The 15444-nt window shown below is 62.9% G+C and carries 18 protein-coding genes; 11 read left to right on the top strand and 7 right to left on the bottom strand.

Translation table 11 applies throughout. The features are described from left to right. Nucleotides 1-10: 10 nt before the first annotated feature. Complete coding sequence (locus V2I08_RS15440; protein ID WP_235209777.1) at nucleotides 11-748, top strand: type-F conjugative transfer system pilin assembly protein TrbC; 738 nt, start codon at nucleotides 11-13, stop codon at nucleotides 746-748. Then, entirely contained in the window at nucleotides 720-1325 is a 606-nt protein-coding gene (locus tag V2I08_RS15435) for a S26 family signal peptidase (RefSeq protein WP_043152270.1), read from the top strand. The genes V2I08_RS15440 and V2I08_RS15435 overlap by 29 nt, the downstream gene beginning before the upstream one ends. 101 nt (nucleotides 1326-1426) lie before the next feature. Here the strand turns inward: V2I08_RS15435 and V2I08_RS15430 are convergent, their stop codons facing one another. Beyond that, nucleotides 1427-1909, bottom strand: a complete 483-nt coding sequence (locus tag V2I08_RS15430) for a GNAT family N-acetyltransferase (protein ID WP_349635891.1) — start codon at nucleotides 1907-1909, stop codon at nucleotides 1427-1429. A gap of 54 nt (nucleotides 1910-1963) precedes the next feature. Beyond that, nucleotides 1964-2266 carry a DUF1778 domain-containing protein gene (locus tag V2I08_RS15425; protein ID WP_043152267.1) on the bottom strand — a complete coding sequence of 101 codons (303 nt, stop codon included), beginning with the start codon at nucleotides 2264-2266 and terminating at the stop codon, nucleotides 1964-1966. Nucleotides 2267-2308: 42 nt separating this feature from the next. On the opposite strand from V2I08_RS15425, the gene V2I08_RS15420 reads away from it, so the two are divergent. Genes V2I08_RS15420 through V2I08_RS15405 form a run of 4 tightly spaced genes read left to right on the top strand, consistent with a single transcriptional unit; the run spans nucleotide 2309 to nucleotide 9059 of the window. Then, nucleotides 2309-3229 carry a conjugal transfer protein TraF gene (locus tag V2I08_RS15420; RefSeq protein ID WP_081764181.1) on the top strand — a complete coding sequence of 307 codons (921 nt, stop codon included), beginning with the start codon at nucleotides 2309-2311 and terminating at the stop codon, nucleotides 3227-3229. Next, a complete protein-coding gene (locus V2I08_RS15415) occupies nucleotides 3229-3804 on the top strand; it encodes a hypothetical protein (protein ID WP_043152300.1) in 576 nt (191 codons plus the stop codon). Before V2I08_RS15420 ends, V2I08_RS15415 begins: the two co-directional genes overlap by 1 nt. A 53-nt stretch (nucleotides 3805-3857) precedes the next feature. Continuing rightward, nucleotides 3858-5282, top strand: coding sequence for a conjugal transfer protein TraH (locus tag V2I08_RS15410; protein WP_043152265.1), 1425 nt, complete (start codon nucleotides 3858-3860; stop codon nucleotides 5280-5282). Between the two features lie 9 nt (nucleotides 5283-5291). After that, nucleotides 5292-9059, top strand: a complete 3768-nt coding sequence (locus V2I08_RS15405) for a conjugal transfer protein TraG N-terminal domain-containing protein (protein WP_349635889.1) — start codon at nucleotides 5292-5294, stop codon at nucleotides 9057-9059. Here the strand turns inward: V2I08_RS15405 and V2I08_RS15400 are convergent. The 3 genes from V2I08_RS15400 to V2I08_RS15390 all read right to left on the bottom strand — a co-directional run bounded on the left by V2I08_RS15400 (nucleotide 9056) and on the right by V2I08_RS15390 (nucleotide 10271). Then, entirely contained in the window at nucleotides 9056-9529 is a 474-nt protein-coding gene (locus V2I08_RS15400; RefSeq protein WP_043152260.1) for a hypothetical protein, read from the bottom strand. The genes V2I08_RS15405 and V2I08_RS15400 overlap by 4 nt on opposite strands. 104 nt (nucleotides 9530-9633) lie before the next feature. After that, the gene (locus V2I08_RS15395; RefSeq protein WP_048577508.1) at nucleotides 9634-10017 is read right to left on the bottom strand and encodes a type II toxin-antitoxin system VapC family toxin; all 384 of its coding nucleotides are present in this window, start codon (nucleotides 10015-10017) and stop codon (nucleotides 9634-9636) included. After that, nucleotides 10014-10271, bottom strand: a complete 258-nt coding sequence (locus tag V2I08_RS15390; protein WP_043152258.1) for a type II toxin-antitoxin system Phd/YefM family antitoxin — start codon at nucleotides 10269-10271, stop codon at nucleotides 10014-10016. Before V2I08_RS15390 ends, V2I08_RS15395 begins: the two co-directional genes overlap by 4 nt. Nucleotides 10272-10820: 549 nt before the next feature. Between V2I08_RS15390 and V2I08_RS15385 the strand changes: the two genes are divergently transcribed. The 5 genes from V2I08_RS15385 (at nucleotide 10821) to V2I08_RS15365 (ending at nucleotide 13400) form a co-directional block, all read left to right on the top strand. Then, on the top strand, nucleotides 10821-11117 hold the full coding sequence (locus V2I08_RS15385; RefSeq protein WP_043152257.1) for a type II toxin-antitoxin system Phd/YefM family antitoxin: 297 nt from the start codon (nucleotides 10821-10823) through the stop codon (nucleotides 11115-11117). Then, a complete protein-coding gene (locus tag V2I08_RS15380) occupies nucleotides 11114-11566 on the top strand; it encodes a type II toxin-antitoxin system VapC family toxin (RefSeq protein ID WP_043152255.1) in 453 nt (150 codons plus the stop codon). The genes V2I08_RS15385 and V2I08_RS15380 overlap by 4 nt, the downstream gene beginning before the upstream one ends. 19 nt (nucleotides 11567-11585) lie before the next feature. Continuing rightward, nucleotides 11586-12500, top strand: coding sequence for a HEPN domain-containing protein (locus V2I08_RS15375; protein ID WP_043152254.1), 915 nt, complete (start codon nucleotides 11586-11588; stop codon nucleotides 12498-12500). A gap of 43 nt (nucleotides 12501-12543) precedes the next feature. Beyond that, the gene (locus V2I08_RS15370) at nucleotides 12544-12819 is read left to right on the top strand and encodes an HU family DNA-binding protein (RefSeq protein WP_043152252.1); all 276 of its coding nucleotides are present in this window, start codon (nucleotides 12544-12546) and stop codon (nucleotides 12817-12819) included. A gap of 197 nt (nucleotides 12820-13016) precedes the next feature. Further along, nucleotides 13017-13400 carry a hypothetical protein gene (locus tag V2I08_RS15365; RefSeq protein WP_051520052.1) on the top strand — a complete coding sequence of 128 codons (384 nt, stop codon included), beginning with the start codon at nucleotides 13017-13019 and terminating at the stop codon, nucleotides 13398-13400. Nucleotides 13401-13429: 29 nt separating this feature from the next. On the opposite strand, the gene V2I08_RS15360 is transcribed toward V2I08_RS15365, so the two are convergent. Further along, nucleotides 13430-13723, bottom strand: coding sequence for an AraC family transcriptional regulator (locus V2I08_RS15360; RefSeq protein WP_349635888.1), 294 nt, complete (start codon nucleotides 13721-13723; stop codon nucleotides 13430-13432). Between the two features lie 1068 nt (nucleotides 13724-14791). After that, nucleotides 14792-15373 (bottom strand): RNA polymerase sigma factor, encoded by a 582-nt coding sequence (locus V2I08_RS15355; RefSeq protein WP_043152251.1) that lies wholly within the window; start codon nucleotides 15371-15373, stop codon nucleotides 14792-14794. Between the last annotated feature and the right edge of the window lie 71 nt (nucleotides 15374-15444).

Genomic DNA, 15444 nt, shown 5'->3' with positions numbered 1-15444 from the left:
CCAAGCGAGCATGAACCGGCTGGAGCGCGCGGTCTCCCGCGGCAAGAACGATGCGGCGCAACTTCCCGAGCCCAGGCTTCCGCGGACCGACGACCCCGCCGATCGAAGGCGCGCGTTCGACGGCCTGCACAAGCGACTTCCCGAGCCGGACATGGAAGCACGCGCTCGCGCAGCGCAGGCGCGCGGCGAGGCAAGTCTCGCGGCCGAGCGTGAGCGGCAGGCCAAGGCGCTGCGTCGGGCGCTCGGGCTAGAGCCGGCGGAAGAGCTGGCGCTCGCCAAAGCTGCGCCGCCGGTGGCCGCAGCGGGATGGGTGCCGGTCCTGTTTGTGTCCTCGTCCATGCCGATTTCGACACTGCGCAATTATGCCGTCCAGCTCGAAAAGGTTCGAGGCGTCATGGCATTCCGCGGGGTGCCCGGCGGTCTCAGGAAGATGGGCCCGATGGCGAAGCTGACGGCGCAAATCCTTAGGCTTGACCCGGGTTGCGAGGGCCCGAACTGCGTGATGCGCGACGTGCAGATCATCATCGATCCGATCGTGTTTCGCCAACATGGGATCGCCCAGGTTCCGGCGCTCGCGATGATCCCGGGCGATCCGACCCAGGCCTATTGCGAGCGCGACGAGGAAAGCCCCCGCGCGACCCATGTCGTCTTCGGCGACAGCGCGCTTTCGGGAATGTTCGAAGAATATGCCCGTCTCGGGGGGAAGGAGGAGGTGAGCCATGCTCAGGCTCTTGCTCGCGCTCGCTAGGGCGATCGCCGGCCTGTGGCCGCGTCTGCGCCGATTGCCGCGCAAAGCGGCGGTGGCGCTGGGCGCACCCGGCCCTGACGCACCGGCGCGACCCGAACGCCTGTGGCTGGCAATGCTGGTCGTCCTGCCCCCTGCGCTGTTCGCGGCGCTCGTCGTCCCGCAGGTCACTCTGGTCATGTCGCCGTCGATCGAGGCTTTCGCGGTGCACAAGAGCCCGGGGCCGATTGCACGCGGCGACTATGTCATGTTCACGCTCCATCACCCGATCGCCGGGCCAAAGCCGGTGTCCGTCACCAAGCATGCACTCTGCATGGCCGGCGACCGGCTGACGATGTTCGAGACCCCCTCGCCCCTCATCCCTCGTAGCAGAGACGGTCATTATTATTGCAACGGCGTGCTCCTGGGCGTGAGCCTTCCGCAAGCCCATAACGGGATGAAGCTCGAGCATATGAGCTGGAGCGGAATCATTCCGCCCGGCATGGTCTATGTGGGTTCGACGCATCCGCGCGGATTCGACAGCCGTTATTTCGGATTGCTCCCGATCGCGCGTCTCACGCGCATGGAGCGCATCCTGTGACCGCGCGCGATCAACGGACGCTCGCCGAGCACATCCCGCAGCGGAGTGACTCTGGCGATCTTCAGGAGGCTGTGATCGCCCCTGCGCAATGCGGGGTGTCGTCAGTCTTGCAAGGCCCGGACGGCCTCGATGGGCATCAGGAGAACGCGCTCTCCCAACGGCGAGGCGATGAAACCATGCCGTTCGTAAAAGCCCACGGCATCGTCGTCGATCGCGTGTACGATGACGGCGCGAACGCCGGCGATCTCCGAGGCGGCCGCGCAGCGGCGGAGCGCGTCGGCGAGCAGATCGGGACCCAAGCCAAACCCCTGGAAGGCGGAATCGACGGCCAGCCTTGCAATGAGAAGGAGAGGCACCTTGTCCGGCATGCCCTTTCGCAGCTTTGCCGTGGGCAGCGCCGCACGCTCCTCCATCGCGGTCGTGATCGTATAATAGCCCACAACTTGACTGGGCCGGTCAGCACCGCACACGACGTAGGTGCGGGCCGAAGCGCCTTCACTGGCGAGCGCGCGCTCGTTGAGCCAAAGATCGAGCGAGGCGTGCCGTCCATTGCGGAACGCATCGACATCATGGTCGAAGTTCAATCGCTCAGGCGGCGTAACACGGCGCGTGGACATGGAAATGAGCGACGCGTCCGATCATCGATTCCAGAGCGGTTCGCGCTTCATCAGCTTTTCAAGGCTAGGCGACGGCACGGCCGGCGCATCGAGAAGGCTAAGAAACTGCTCATGGCTCTCGGCATCCAGAAAGAAGGTTCGCTGATCGAGGATGGCGGCCTCGGCTTCCCGCCGCGCGCTCGCAAGCATGAACTCGGACAGTTTCTGGCCTCGCAGAGAAGCGGCGCGGCTGAGCATCGCCTTGAGCTCGGCTGCAGCCCTGATCTGGATGACATCGTCCTTACGCGCAGAGGCGCTTCGGTCGGAACGGGCGTGCTGTGCCATATCGCTAAACTCCTTGCCGGCATTTGGCGATTTGCCACGACAATGTCAATACATTTGTACCTCCCTCGTCATCGGCTTCTCGTCGTGGGCTTGGCCGGAGCAGCCTTCTTCGCCGTTCCCCAATCTGTCGGTGCGCAAGGCGCGAGCCCGACTGCCGTGGCGTCCAAGCAGGGCTATTGGTGGTATCAGGCGCCGCCTGCGCCTCCCGAAAAGCCAGACGAGGCGGATGCGCTTGTGAAGCCGGTCATCCCGCCCATGGCGGAGCTGGCGACCTGGACGCCGCCGAAGATTCGCAAGCTCATCGAGCAGCAGCGGGACTATGCAGCGACGGTGCTGACGGTCGATGCCGTCGCGGATTTCTGGCGGCTTCAGGATTTTGCGCGGCGCAAGGCAAGAGCGTTCGCCGGCGTCACCCAGATCGCGATGCTGCAATATCCCGAACTCAACTCGAAGTCCGCTAATCCGATGGTGGGCGACGCGCGCTCCGAGCTGACCGCCGAGAAGGACGCCACTCGCCGGTCCTATCTGCGCGCCCATGCGGGCGAGTTCGCGCTCGTCATGTTCTCGCGTTCGACCTGCGGCTATTGCCGTGTCCAGTGGCCGATCATCCAGCGCTTCCAGGAAGAGATGGGCTGGCAGGTCACGCCCATGGATCTGGACAAGCGGCCCGACCTGAGGGAGCGGTTTGGAGTCGAGATCACACCGACGACGATGGTCATTCGCCGAGGAAGTCAGCAGCGCATGATCATCGCCTCGGGCGTCGAGGCTTATCCCAACCTCGCGCAGATGGCTTATCAAGCGGTCCGCCTGCTGCGCGGCGACATCCGGCCGGAACAGTTCATGACCGGTCCGGGGGAGGATGCGGGCTTCTTCGACGCGCTTGGCAACGGCCCGGTATCAGCGACCGATCCGCGAGCGCTCGGCGGCGATCTCGTGAAAACCTCCAGCGAGCCGAGGCCATGATGCGCGGTCTCATCCTCCTCGGCATCCCGGGCCTCGTCATCGGCATGGGCTCGGCATCCGCGCAGACCGTTAGCCGCGAGGACGCGATGCGAGCGGCGATCCACCCGGTCGACGATGCGAAGACCCTGCAGGCTTGGCTCTCGCGCGTTCCTGTCACGCGTGACTTTCCAGATGACTTCACGACAACGCTACGCGGACATGGCGCCGCCTTCATCATCGAGATGACGACAAGCCCCGGCTGCATACCGTGCGGCGACCTCTGGACAAAGCTGGCCGCGCTGGGCGCGCGCTATGGTTGGCAGGTACGCACCATCGGCAGTCAGGAGGCGATGATCCGGTCGGGACGCCTCGGTTTGCCCTGGGTCGGACATCCGGTCGCCTGGGTGCGGCCGATGGCGGACGATGCGCGTGTCGTGCCGGTGGCGATCGGCACCGACCATTCGCCCAATCTGGCCCGCAATCTCTATCTGGCCGCGAAGATGCTGACGGGGGTGAGGCCCGACGTCGGCGTCCGGGCCATGTCCAAGTTCACCGGCATCGTGGGGCTGTCGGCGAAGCGTGCAGGAAGGCGCTGAGCAATGGCGGCCTCGGTCCTTCCTTCGTCATCCCCAATCATCCGGAGTCCGCCATGTTCGCTTGCCACCGCGCCATCGTCCGTTCGCTGATCGCCCTTGCCCTCGCGACGATCGTTGCCGCAGTTCCCGCTCACGCGCAGAGCTGGGCCGAGAGCTGGTTTGACAATGTGACCTATACGTCGCCGGGCAGCTTCCAGGACCAGACGCGGGGCTACATCACGGCCGGTGGCATGTCGGGCCGCGTCGATGTCCACAACGACTATCTCATGTCGGTCAGCCTGCCCAAGGTCCGCGCCGGCTGCGGCGGGATCGACATGTTCCTTGGCGGTATGTCGTTCCTCGATCCGGACTATCTCGTCCAGAAGCTCGAAAGCATTCTCCAGGCAGCTCCCGCGGTCGCGTTCCAGTATCTCCTCGAGACGCTCGACGAGAAGATGGGGAACATCATCTCGAAGATGGAAGCGGCGACCAATTTCCTGAACTCGATCCAGGTCAACGATTGCCGGCTCGCCAACCGCATGGTGCAGATTGCCAAGGGCGACGACAATATGTCTGGGATCATCGAGGAGATGACCGGCTATCGCTCGGTCAAGCAAGGGTTCGCCAAGAGCTACCAGCAGAGCCGCGAGAAGATCGAGGCCAACAACAACAATCCCACCGAGGATTTGAAGGACGCGCTCGCCAACTGCCCGGCAGAGGTGACGGACATTTTCCGCACCGGCTCGCTCCTCGCCCACGCCGCGCAGCGGGTCGGCGCCGGCGACTGGGCGAGCGTGATGCGTGCCCGGGTCGGCGACGTGTACATGCGCTGGGACGATGGCGACCGAGTGCCGCTCTTCACGGCTATCCCCCAATGCCCCGCGCAGGACACGGAAAGCGCGCAGGATTTCCTGACGGGGCGCGTCCAGCGCCGCACGCTCAATTTCCCGCCCACCGGCGCCGACTGCGCGCAGGACGGCAGCGGACGCGGTGCGCTCGTCCTGGCGCGCGAGCGCATGCAGTCGATCGCCACCAAGATCCGCACGCGCGCTGCGCTGGCGGCCGAGGAACGGCAGTTCGTGGCCAATGTCCGGACGCTTCCCGTCTATCGCATGCTCGAATGGGGCGTGCGCCAGGGCGTCGTCGACTCGGTGATCGCCGACACGGACGAACTGGTCGCGCTCACCCTCGCCTACCAGATGCTCAACGATCTCACCCGCACCATCGACTTCACGGTGACCAATGCAGATCGAGGAGCCACGGTGGCGGGGTCGGCCGACAGCAACAACGCCAATGTCTGCCAGACGCGGATTCTGTCCAAGGGCATCGAGCAGCTACGGGATTTGAGAGACGAGGTGCTGCGCCAACGCGCGCAGATGCGCCAGAGCTATATGGCGGCCCTCAACCAGACCAACCTCTCCGCCAACTATGCCGGGCTCCTGCGCGAGCGCGATCGGGACGCCCGTGACGCCGCCGGCGCCGCGGCCCGCAACCAGTAGGATCCTGTCATGCGCCGGCTTCCAAGGCTTCTTGCCGCCCTTCCCGCCCTGCTCCTCGCTTCCCCCGCCCTGGCGGTCGACACGAGCTTCCACACCTATGACGGCTTTGCCGAGACGGTCGAGGCTTTCCGGCTGGTGTCGATGATCTTCGGCGATCCGCGTTACGAGACGCTGGTGATGATCGTCGCGACGGTCGGGATCGGCCTCGGCGCGATCATCGCCAGCGTGCGCGGGACTGGCATGGGGCTGGTCGCCTTCGGCTTCCAGATCCTCATCGGCGTCGGCCTGTTCGTCGGACTCGTCGCCACGACGGGAACGGTCCATGTCTACGACCGGGTGCGCAACGCCTATCAGCCGGTCGGCGGCGTTCCCAACCTGCTCGTGCTCGTCGCCGGCGCGACCAACATGATCGAGCGCGCGATGGTCGAGACGATAGACGACAACACGCTCGATCCCAATGCCAAGATCGAGTTCGGGGCCGGCGGACACAGCTTCGACTTGTTCCTGAACGCCGTTTCGCCGCGCGGGCCAATGACCGACGTCTTCCTGGACGCGACAATCAAAGACTATGTCCGGCAATGCTATCCGGTGGCGCGGGTGTCGGCTGCCTATGGCGTGGACGATGACCAGCTCTTCCGGACTTCGACCGACTTGCCGGCTTCCTTCGCGGCGATGGCAGGCCCCGCTACCTTCTCAACGGTCTATACCGAAGCCGACAAGGGCGGCACGACGGTCAGTTGCAGCGATGCCTGGGCGTATATCTCGGATCGCCTGTCCGACCCGGTCCTGTTCGACGGCTATACGAAGCAAATTTGCGCGCGAACCGGCTATGACACGGACAATGTCCAGCAGATGACACGATGCCGGCAACAAGTCGGAGAGATGGGCCAGATGATGCTCGGCCGGCCGCTGAGTGCGCAGGCCTTCCTGACGCACATTCTGCTCGGCAACACGGTGGGCGACGTGCTGTTCGAGGATTCACCGGCGAGTGCGGCGAGAGTCATGGCCAATCGGGCAGTCATCTCCAACGGCCTCGCGACCATGTCGGTGGCGAACGAATGGATGCCGACGATCCGCGCCACCGTGTTCGGCATCATGCTGTTCATGATCCCGATCGCGCTCCTGTTCATCCTGACGCCGATCAATCTGCGGGTCGCGAGCTTTGCGCTCGGCATGTTCGTCTTTGTGGCGCTCTGGGGCGTTATCGATGCGGGCATCTATCAGCTCACGCTCGGTCGCGCGACGGCGACGCTCGCGGAGTTGCGCTCGAACGCGCTTGCGGCCAACGCCTGGCTGCTCGCGCCTTCGGCGGCGATGAAGGCGCTGGCGATCTTCGGCAGCTTTCGTACGGCCGCCGCCGGCTTGGCCGGCGCGTTCGTCTTTACCGTGTTCCGCTTCAGCGGCAATGTGTTCACCTCCTTCACGTCGGGCTCCCTCGGCGTGGCGAGCCAAGGCACGGCCGCCGCCGCGCCCATGGGTACGGCCGAGGGACAAGCGTCTGCGCTGGAAGCGCAGGCCTCGGCTTTGGGCACCCGCTCCCGCGCCGCTGCGTCATCGAGCTTCGGCGATTTCGGGGAACGATCGACCTTCGGCGCCAACCGCGTCTTCGGTGAGGCAGGTCATATCCTTGGCCAGCGAACCGGCACCCCGGGCGGGACGGCGATGGCGCTTGGCGGCATCGAGGGCTCTCGTCAGCTTGGCAGCCTTGCGCCGGCGTTGGCTGGCCGGGATCTCGCCGACCCGGCGGTTGCGCGCGCCGTTCAGGCCAATGCCGCGACCACTGCGATCCACCAATTTGCCGAGAAGGATGCGCTCAGGAGCCTCGGGACGGGCTATTTCGGCCAGGGTGAGGCCGGCGAGAGGACGTTCGCGGCCTTCAGCCAGAACCTGGTGCAATGGCGCGCGTTCGGCGACAGCCGAGCTTACGGCATGATGATGCAGGCGGCCACGCGCCATTTTGAGCGGGCCGGCTATTCGGCGAGCGATGCCGAGCTCAAAGCCTCGGGCGTGATCGGAGAGGCCCAGGCCGATCCGACTTTCGCCAAGCTGATCGCCAACACGTTCGACCAGGAGCAGATGCTGAGGAACGATCTCACGTCGGCGCAGATCCAGGTCGGTGCGATGGAAGGGCGCCGCGACTATGCCGGCGATAATGTCGCGGGCGTCGAGCGCACCAATGTCGCGACCGAGCAGGGCTGGCGCAGCGGCAGCAATCACGGCCAGCGAGAGGCGGCTTCGATGCTCGGTCTCTCCGTCGACGAGACGGCGCGTCGGGTCGGGTTCATCAATGCGCTGTCTGGCGAGGCGAGAAGCACCGCCGTTACGCAGCTCGGGCGCGCGACGGGAAGGAACGAGGCGCAGGTCATGGCGGCCCTTGAGCGCTACAATATGGCGGTGCAGGTCGGAACCGCTGATGGCGCCACTGCCGAAGCGCGCCGCGAGGGCACCAGCGTCTACGGACGGACGGCCGAGGCGGCTGGGTACGACTTTGCCGAGCGCTCCGGCAAGCTCGATGCGCAGCGGGAAGTCGGAACCGCAGGCACGCGCGGCGCGGCGCGGATCGGCGAGCAGCGGCGTCAGGCGGAAAATTTCGGCTTTGCCGAGGGCGCGGAGGCAGCCGGCGTATCGACGCGCGAGGCAGCGCGGCTCGACAGCTTCATCCAGGCATTGAGCCGGACCGCGGGCAACCAGGTCGACATGGCCGAGGGCGGCGCCGAGGGCGTGGCCGACCGCGCGCGTAACGAGCGGCTCACCTCGATCGTCGATCGGGAGCGGCTCACCCGCATGCAAAGGCTTCTGGGCGACAACGGCATCCAGCTGACCAAACGACAAATCGCGATGGACCAGAATGGCGACCTTGGCCTCAATCTCACGCCTGAGACGGCGGCGGCCATGTGGAGAGCGGGGCTCATCAACGAAAGCCAGCTGGGAGCGATCGCCAATGGCGGGCACGCCCGCTTCAGCTTCGCGCACAACGATCTCCTCGTCTCCAGCGGAACGGATTTCAGCCGGTCGGCGCGCAGCGACACCAGCACCCGGTTCGAGGCCGGCAAGCAGGCGGGACCGGATACGATTGAGCATTTCATGGGCGGCGGCGCCGAAGGCCAGGCCATGCTCGCCAACTGGCTGCGCGGCGGGTTCGAGATGGACCGCAAGGGCGAATGGCGCCTGAAGCCGCAGGTCGCCGACACGCTCCAGCGCGATGTCCAGGCGATCATGGCGCAGACCGGCTGGCAGAGAACGCTGTCACGTTCGGCCCAAGATCAGACGACGATGGGTACCAGTGTCAACGTGGAACTCGGCCGTTCAGTCGGCGTATCCGAAAACGAAGACATCGGTGAACGCGGGCAAGGGGCCGGAAGAAGAACACAGGGCCGGCGTACTCAAGCCCCACAGAAGATGCAATCAACGTCGGGGCGCGTTGGCGCAAGCGTTGGGTTTAGCAGCAGAGACACAGGTTCCACGAGTGAGGCTGCGGGGTCAACGCTTGATATCGTCAACTATGACGTTCGCGAATCCATCGCCGCCGCAGAGCGCGCAGCAGCCCGTTCCAGCGACCCGGAAGCAGCATTCTCCCGCGAATTGTCAAACCGCGTCCTCGGTGACGAAGGCATACGCAATCGCTACCTCAAAAATGCAGATAATGGGCGCGCTACCTTCGATATCACCGGGCCGCTGACGTCACTGGAACAGAACTCGGTTCTTGCGAAAGGGAGCTTCTCAACTGATATCGAAAGCAGTCCGGGTGACGGCGACACCAGCTTCAAGAAGCGTTAAGAGTGCTTACCTGTGTGCGGATTGATGTACCCCGCATTGAGGGGGTTCAACGGGTTGCCGATCCAGAGTACTCCCGACCGCGGGTCGAACATGTCAGTTGTGGCGGCCAGATCTTTCATCGCGCGATCATGCTCCGCCCAAATGCGTTTCGTCACAGTCGAAGCTTCCTCATCGGACAGCGGCGTTCCATCACCTTGCCCCACAAAGTGGCCCAGACGCTCTCGGACGTAGCCGACGCCCAGCACCATAAGCGCCGTCATCGGGAAGAATAGGACATTCAGATAGCCCGCGAGTGCCCCACGATAGAATGCCGCGAGAAAGTCAACGCGTGTCGCCACTGCCATCCCGAGCCACCAGACGGGAATGGCGGACCACCAAAGCTTGGCATACCAAGGCCGCCAGAGCCACTTCGACAGCTTCGGCTGGTCAGCGGCGCTTTCCACCTGATGTTTGTCGATGGTAGTGCCCATCGGGAAATCCCTTCCACTGCCCCATATCACTGATCGGGCCAGATTTCCACGGTCTACATAGTCGTCTCAAGGCGAGATTCGGGCGGAGCGTGACCTTTCGCCGACTATATTGCGCTCTCGACATCGGTCTTGGTGAAGTCGTCCCCTACGAAGAGGAGAGGACATCCATGCTCCCTGGCGACTTCATAGGCGAAGCAGTCGCCAAAGTTGAGCCCGGCTGCATGAACGCCCTTTCCCCACTTGGAATAGGCCGAGGCAACGCGGCGCGCAGCGGCTGGGGTCACACTCACGATCTCGAAGCCAAGCCCGTCGATCAGGCTCACCATTTCCTCGGCGACGTTCCGTCGGGCCGAGACGATCAGAGTCTCGGCCACGGTCCCGGCGGAGATGATCAATTCATCCGCAGCCTCGATCGCATCGCTACAGGTAGCCGCATGCGGTTCATCAAGGACGATCGCCATCAGTGCAGACGTATCGACCGCGATCACGCGGGCAAACCATCGTCGCCATAGAGGAAATCCTGGCTATGCGCAGCGTCAGGACCGGTGGTTGCCTTCGCCGCCCCAGCTATCCGAGCGGCGTCCAGGAGCTTGCGGCGCGCCGTTCCATCGCTCGCCGGACGGACGGGGACCAACCTCACTGCCGGTTGTCCATGTCGCGTCAGGACAATCTCGTCTCCAGCTTCGGCCCGCCGCACCAACTCGGTCAGCTGCGCCTTGGCGTCGCTCACAGAGACTCGCATGTTGAACTCCCACTGGCCGTCGGCTACATGAACATTTTTGGACTATTGAATGGTCCATGTCAAGATGTTTGCCCAATGCCGTGGCCACGTCAGGGCATAGCTCCCTGGTCAGCGGGTACCCTGCGACTGTCTGGATCAAGGTTCGTCATGTGGGCGGCTGCGCAGCAGAATGCGCCATAATCGGGCAAGCAGATGACGTTTCGGTCCGCGACGGACCCGAATGTGAAAGCTGGCAGGTGGCGGGTCTGAAGACAAATCGCCTTGAGTATCGGATCGGGAGGCAAGGCTGTTGCGCCTGGGTGAGGGCAAATCGCCTTCGCGGAACAGCGAGCCTTGGTACGAATCGTTCTTCGTGGACATCGCCGGAGTATAGTGGATGGATGTGCCGATAGAACACCTCCGCAGACCGACGCTCCCTGGCTGACATGGGAGGTCCACGGGCGGAGCCTTGGACTTAGTCATATCAGCCGTTTGCTCGCGAAGGGGCGATTGGTCTTGCGATAGCGGCTAGAGCAGTCTATATCTGACTAGCTAGTCAGGAGATAATCAATGGGCACGGCAGTTGGCAAGACGGAAGGTGAGAAATCCGGTCCCCGCAGTACGTGGAAACTCGAAGATGCCAAGGCCCGCTTCAGCGAAGTGGTCCGGCGCGCCCAGAGCGAGGGACCGCAGCGGGTCACGGTCCGCGGCCGGGAGGCCGTGGTGGTGATGAGCGTGGACGAACTCGACCGGCTTCTGCCCAGGGATGCGGGCAAACCTGCGTTCGTTCCGTTCCTCGAGGGCCTCGGACTCGATGGCCTCGACCTTGAGCGCGAGATCGACCGCGGGCGGGACGTCGCCTTGTGAAAGGCTGGCTGCTGGACACGCATATCGTATCTGCGTTGGCCAGCCCGAACGGTGCGCCAAGCGTCAAGGCATGGGCGACAGCGCAACCCGAGCACCGGATGTTCCTGAGCGTCCTGGCGCTCGCGGAATTCGATAAAGGCATCCACAATCTCGAGCCGGAACATCCGGATCGTTCGCGCTATATAGCGGCCCGCGACGCCCTCGCTGAACGCTTCAGCGACCGGCTCCTCTCCGTTCACGACGCCATCGTCTATCGCTGGGGCGCAATTTCGGGTGAGGTGAAGCGGCGCACGGGGCAGTCCCCGCCGGTGATCGATACGCTGCTCGCGGCAACCGCGATCGAGCACGACCTCTTCCTCGTGACGCGAAACATCAAGGATACTCGCCACAGCGGCGCCGTGATCTTCAACCCGTGGGAAGACGAGCCTTCGCGCTTCCCTCTCACATGACCCGAATGACGATGAGACGATGAAAACCGAACTCGACCATCTTCCGGTAAACAAGCGGCGCGAACTCGATCGGGTCATCCGGATCCTCTTTGAGGAGTTCGAGGACGCGCTTGGCCAGCCGACTGGGCCGCGCAAGCTTGGCCGCATCCTCAAGATCATCCTCTACGGCTCCTATGCGACCGGACGGTGGGTGCATGAGCCGCATACCGAGAGGGGCTATCGATCGGATTTCGACCTTCTCATCATCGTCAACCAGAAGGAGCTGACGGACAGAGCCGAATATTGGGAGAAAGCGGAAGAACGCCTCGACCGGGAAACCATGATCCTCAACCGCCTGCGCACGCCGGTCAATTTCATCGTTCACACGCTGCAGGAAGTGAACGATGGGCTGGCTCATGGCCGCTATTTCTTTATGGACATCGCGCGCGATGGCATTGCGCTGTATCAAGTCGACAACAGCGAACTGCACGAGCCCAAGCCCAAGACCCCGCAGCAAGCCTATGACATGGCGAAGGGTTATTTCGACCAGTGGTTCGGCCTCGCTATATCGTCGCGGATGCTTTATCAGTTTGCCTACGACAACAAGCAATTTCCCGACGCAGCCTATAATCTTCAACAGGCGTGCGAACGTCTCTATTACTGCGTTCTTCTCGTCTACACCTTCTACACGCCCTATAGCCACAATATCAAATTCCTTCGGACGCGCGCTGAAGCGATTTCTGCGCGCCTCGTCGAGGCCTGGCCAAGGGAGACCCGCAAGCAGGAAGCGCACTTCAACAAGCTCAAGGATGCCTATGTGAAAGCCCGGCATTCCGAGCATTTCAAGATGACGGAGGAGGAATTCGCGTACCTCTCCGAGCGTGTCGAGGTGCTTGGCACGATCGTCAACGAACTCTGCCAGGAGAGGCTGTCAGAGCTGCGCGCCGAGCTATAGGCGCTTTATCCCATATTCAGACGAGCCTTGCAGGAGGAAATGAATGAACAACAGCGACTTGGCCGAAAAGCTGGCAGCGGTGATCGGCGTCACAAAGGCTGATGCCCGCAAGGCGGTTGATACGGTCTTTGCCGCAATCGCGGAATCCGCCTCGAACGGCGAGGAAATCTCGCTCAACGGCTTTGGCAAGTTCAAGGTCAAAGACACGCTGGCGCGGGAGGGACGCAATCCGGCTACGGGCGCAACCATCCAGATCGCCGCGTCGAAAAAGCTCACCTTCGCGCCAGCCAAGGCGATCAGGGATAAGCTGAACGGCTGAATTCCTAACGACCGGCGATTGATGAATCGCCGGTCAAGCCGTCATACGACCTCATCGTCTCCACAAACCTTCAGCATTCGCCTCTCCGCGTCGTATCATGGTGAGCATGAAGCGGCATGGCAGGCGTCTATCGATTGCCGCCCACTCTGCCAATGTCCAGCGAAACGGCATAAAGGGTTTCTATCCGGGAGAAAGTTGTGGCAGCTGAAGATATATCCGATGCCGCTGCGCGGTGGCTCGCGCTGGCCCTCGTTGAGAATTGTGTACGCAATTCTCAACTGGAGGATCTCCATGCTGGCACGACCCCAGGAACAGCGGTCGGCGATTTTAGCGATGTGAAGGTGGTTACGCCCTTTGGTGACATCCCATGGAACCAGCTTTCGCGGATCTCCGATGCAGAAATGATGGCGTTGATGATCGACATCGTCAACAAGGTCTACACGTTTCTCACGCATCTTGAGGATGTGGTGGTTCTGCGGGATTCTGCACGCTGGAATCGGCCTGAGCATGACCCTGCCCTGCTCGCCTTCGCCAATCGCCGTGCGGCTTCTCGAGGAGCGGAAGGCGAAAGGAAGGACTGAGAGATCAGCCTTGCCCGCGCTATGAAAGCTCAGCACGCGCAAATCTGACGGCGCCATTTTGCAGGCGTTATGCCGGATGCCTTGGCAAACGCTTTGGTGAAGTGGGCCTGGTCGGAGAATCCGCACTCGAGAGCGACTTGCACCAGGGGTAGCGCGGTATCGGCCAAGAGGCGTTTTGCGCACACGATGCGCTGCTGAACAAACCAGGCATAGGGTGCGATCCCAACCGTGTTCGTGAAAGCTCGCACAAAATAGCAGAGCGACAATCGGCACAGAGACGCGATTTCGGAGATCGAGATTGCGTTGCTGAGATTACACCGCATCGTGCGCATGGCCAGACTGACCTGCCAGGGGGCAAGCATCGGCCGACTGCTCGTCTCTCCTCTGGGTCCCCCGAAACCCTTCTGCCGTCCGGTCGGCACAGATTGTGTTTTAGTCTGCGCCAACCGCGCGCACGACGTCGCGCTCGCGCCCACACTTCCAAAAGCCGCCATGGCGACCCCCAACGGGTTGCGAGGCAGATTGCTTGCGCCGGGGACCTCAGCGCCCTGCCTCATCGGCCACCACCAGGAGACGCTAGGGCGCAAGCCGAGGCGCGTTCGAAGGAGGAAGCCCTACTATTCCCAATGGGGGGACACATTGGCGATCCAAAATGCGCCCCACTTTTTTGTCCGAGTTCAGCGCCGGGCCTCCCGTAGCCATCCGGTGAAGACCGCAGGCCGCCACCGAATGGCGGCTTCAGCGGACGCCCAGAGGAGCAATGATGTCGTGGGGACCGGAAAATCTGCTTTCTGGCGCGGAAGGCAGGTTAACGGCCAGCGATCCGTCTTATGACGATATGGCCCAAATCATTACAGTTGCGGCCTTGGGAGTCACCATACCTCACCAACTCGCGCCGTCGATGAACCGGCGGGGCAGCCCATTCCACAACGCCGGGTCAAATAGTCTGAGATTGATGCCCATCCGGTCGTACGTCGGATCGCGGGGGCTCCAGTGGGTGGTGACGCCACATGTCGCGCAATGCCACAACGTCAGGGTGGCGTCGCCCTGTACATAGCCTACGCCCATGCCCGCGACTTTCACTTGGCTGGGCGAGCGGTAGGTCCACAGTGCTCCGGTTCGCCGGCAGATCGAGCAATTGCACTCACCGGCATCGACAGGATCATCCTCAATCGCAACGCGGATTGTCCCGCAGTGCAGCTTCCCTCATGCTTCATGCCAGCATCTCCTGCACTCAACCGGACAAGCCTTGGTTTGTTAGATCTGCAACAAATACGATGACAAGGGAACGCCATACCAGGTTAAACCGGTACGGTAATGTCGTCCCCGTGCAACCGTTCGGTGGCACGGACGTGGGCCTCGACTAGCCTTTCGAGCGGCATCAGCGCCAGTCAGACCGGCCGCTTGGGACGACGTAAGACCTTCCTCAGATATATCTCCGCTCGAGTGAGCTCCTTTTGAACCGTGCGCTTGTGCAACCCGAACTCGGCGGCAATCTCGCTTTGCGATTTCTCGTCGCGCCACTTGGCCAGGAATATTGCCTGCCGCCGAGGCGGGAGGGTATGAAGCGCCTGCAAAGCTCGCGTCATTTCGTCCGTGGCCAAGGTGGCGGCTTCCTGACTCGGCGCATTGTCCGGAATATCGAGAAGCCCAGCATCCTCCATGTTGATCGCGCGCCAGTCGCTCCGCCTCCTGTTCTTTGCGAGATTGATGGCCATCCGGTAGAGGTAGAAGCGTGGGTTATGGAGATCGCCGATAGACGGGTCCGCCCTCAGCTTGACATAGACGTCGTGGAGCGCCTCAGCTGCAGCCTCGGAGGAACGCAGATGCGCCGAGAGGCGCATTTGCAGCGCCCCATATTCAATCTCAAGAAGGGCAAGAAGTTGCTCAACCGGGCTCTGGTTGGTCGCTTGGAACGAAGCGTCGAATTCGCTCGCCTGCGCAGGCTGGAGTGGTTCCGAGTCGTCAATCATTGCCTTCCAGACTTTAGCAGGGATCGGTTCGCCAATTCCGACGTGAACTCGTTGTTTGCTCTCACCGCAGC

The organism is Sphingobium sp. MK2 (genome assembly GCF_040170545.1).
Lineage (GTDB): Bacteria > Pseudomonadota > Alphaproteobacteria > Sphingomonadales > Sphingomonadaceae > Sphingobium.
The sequence above is the reverse complement of the archived record's forward strand: the minus strand, read 5'-3'. Positions and strand labels throughout refer to the sequence as shown.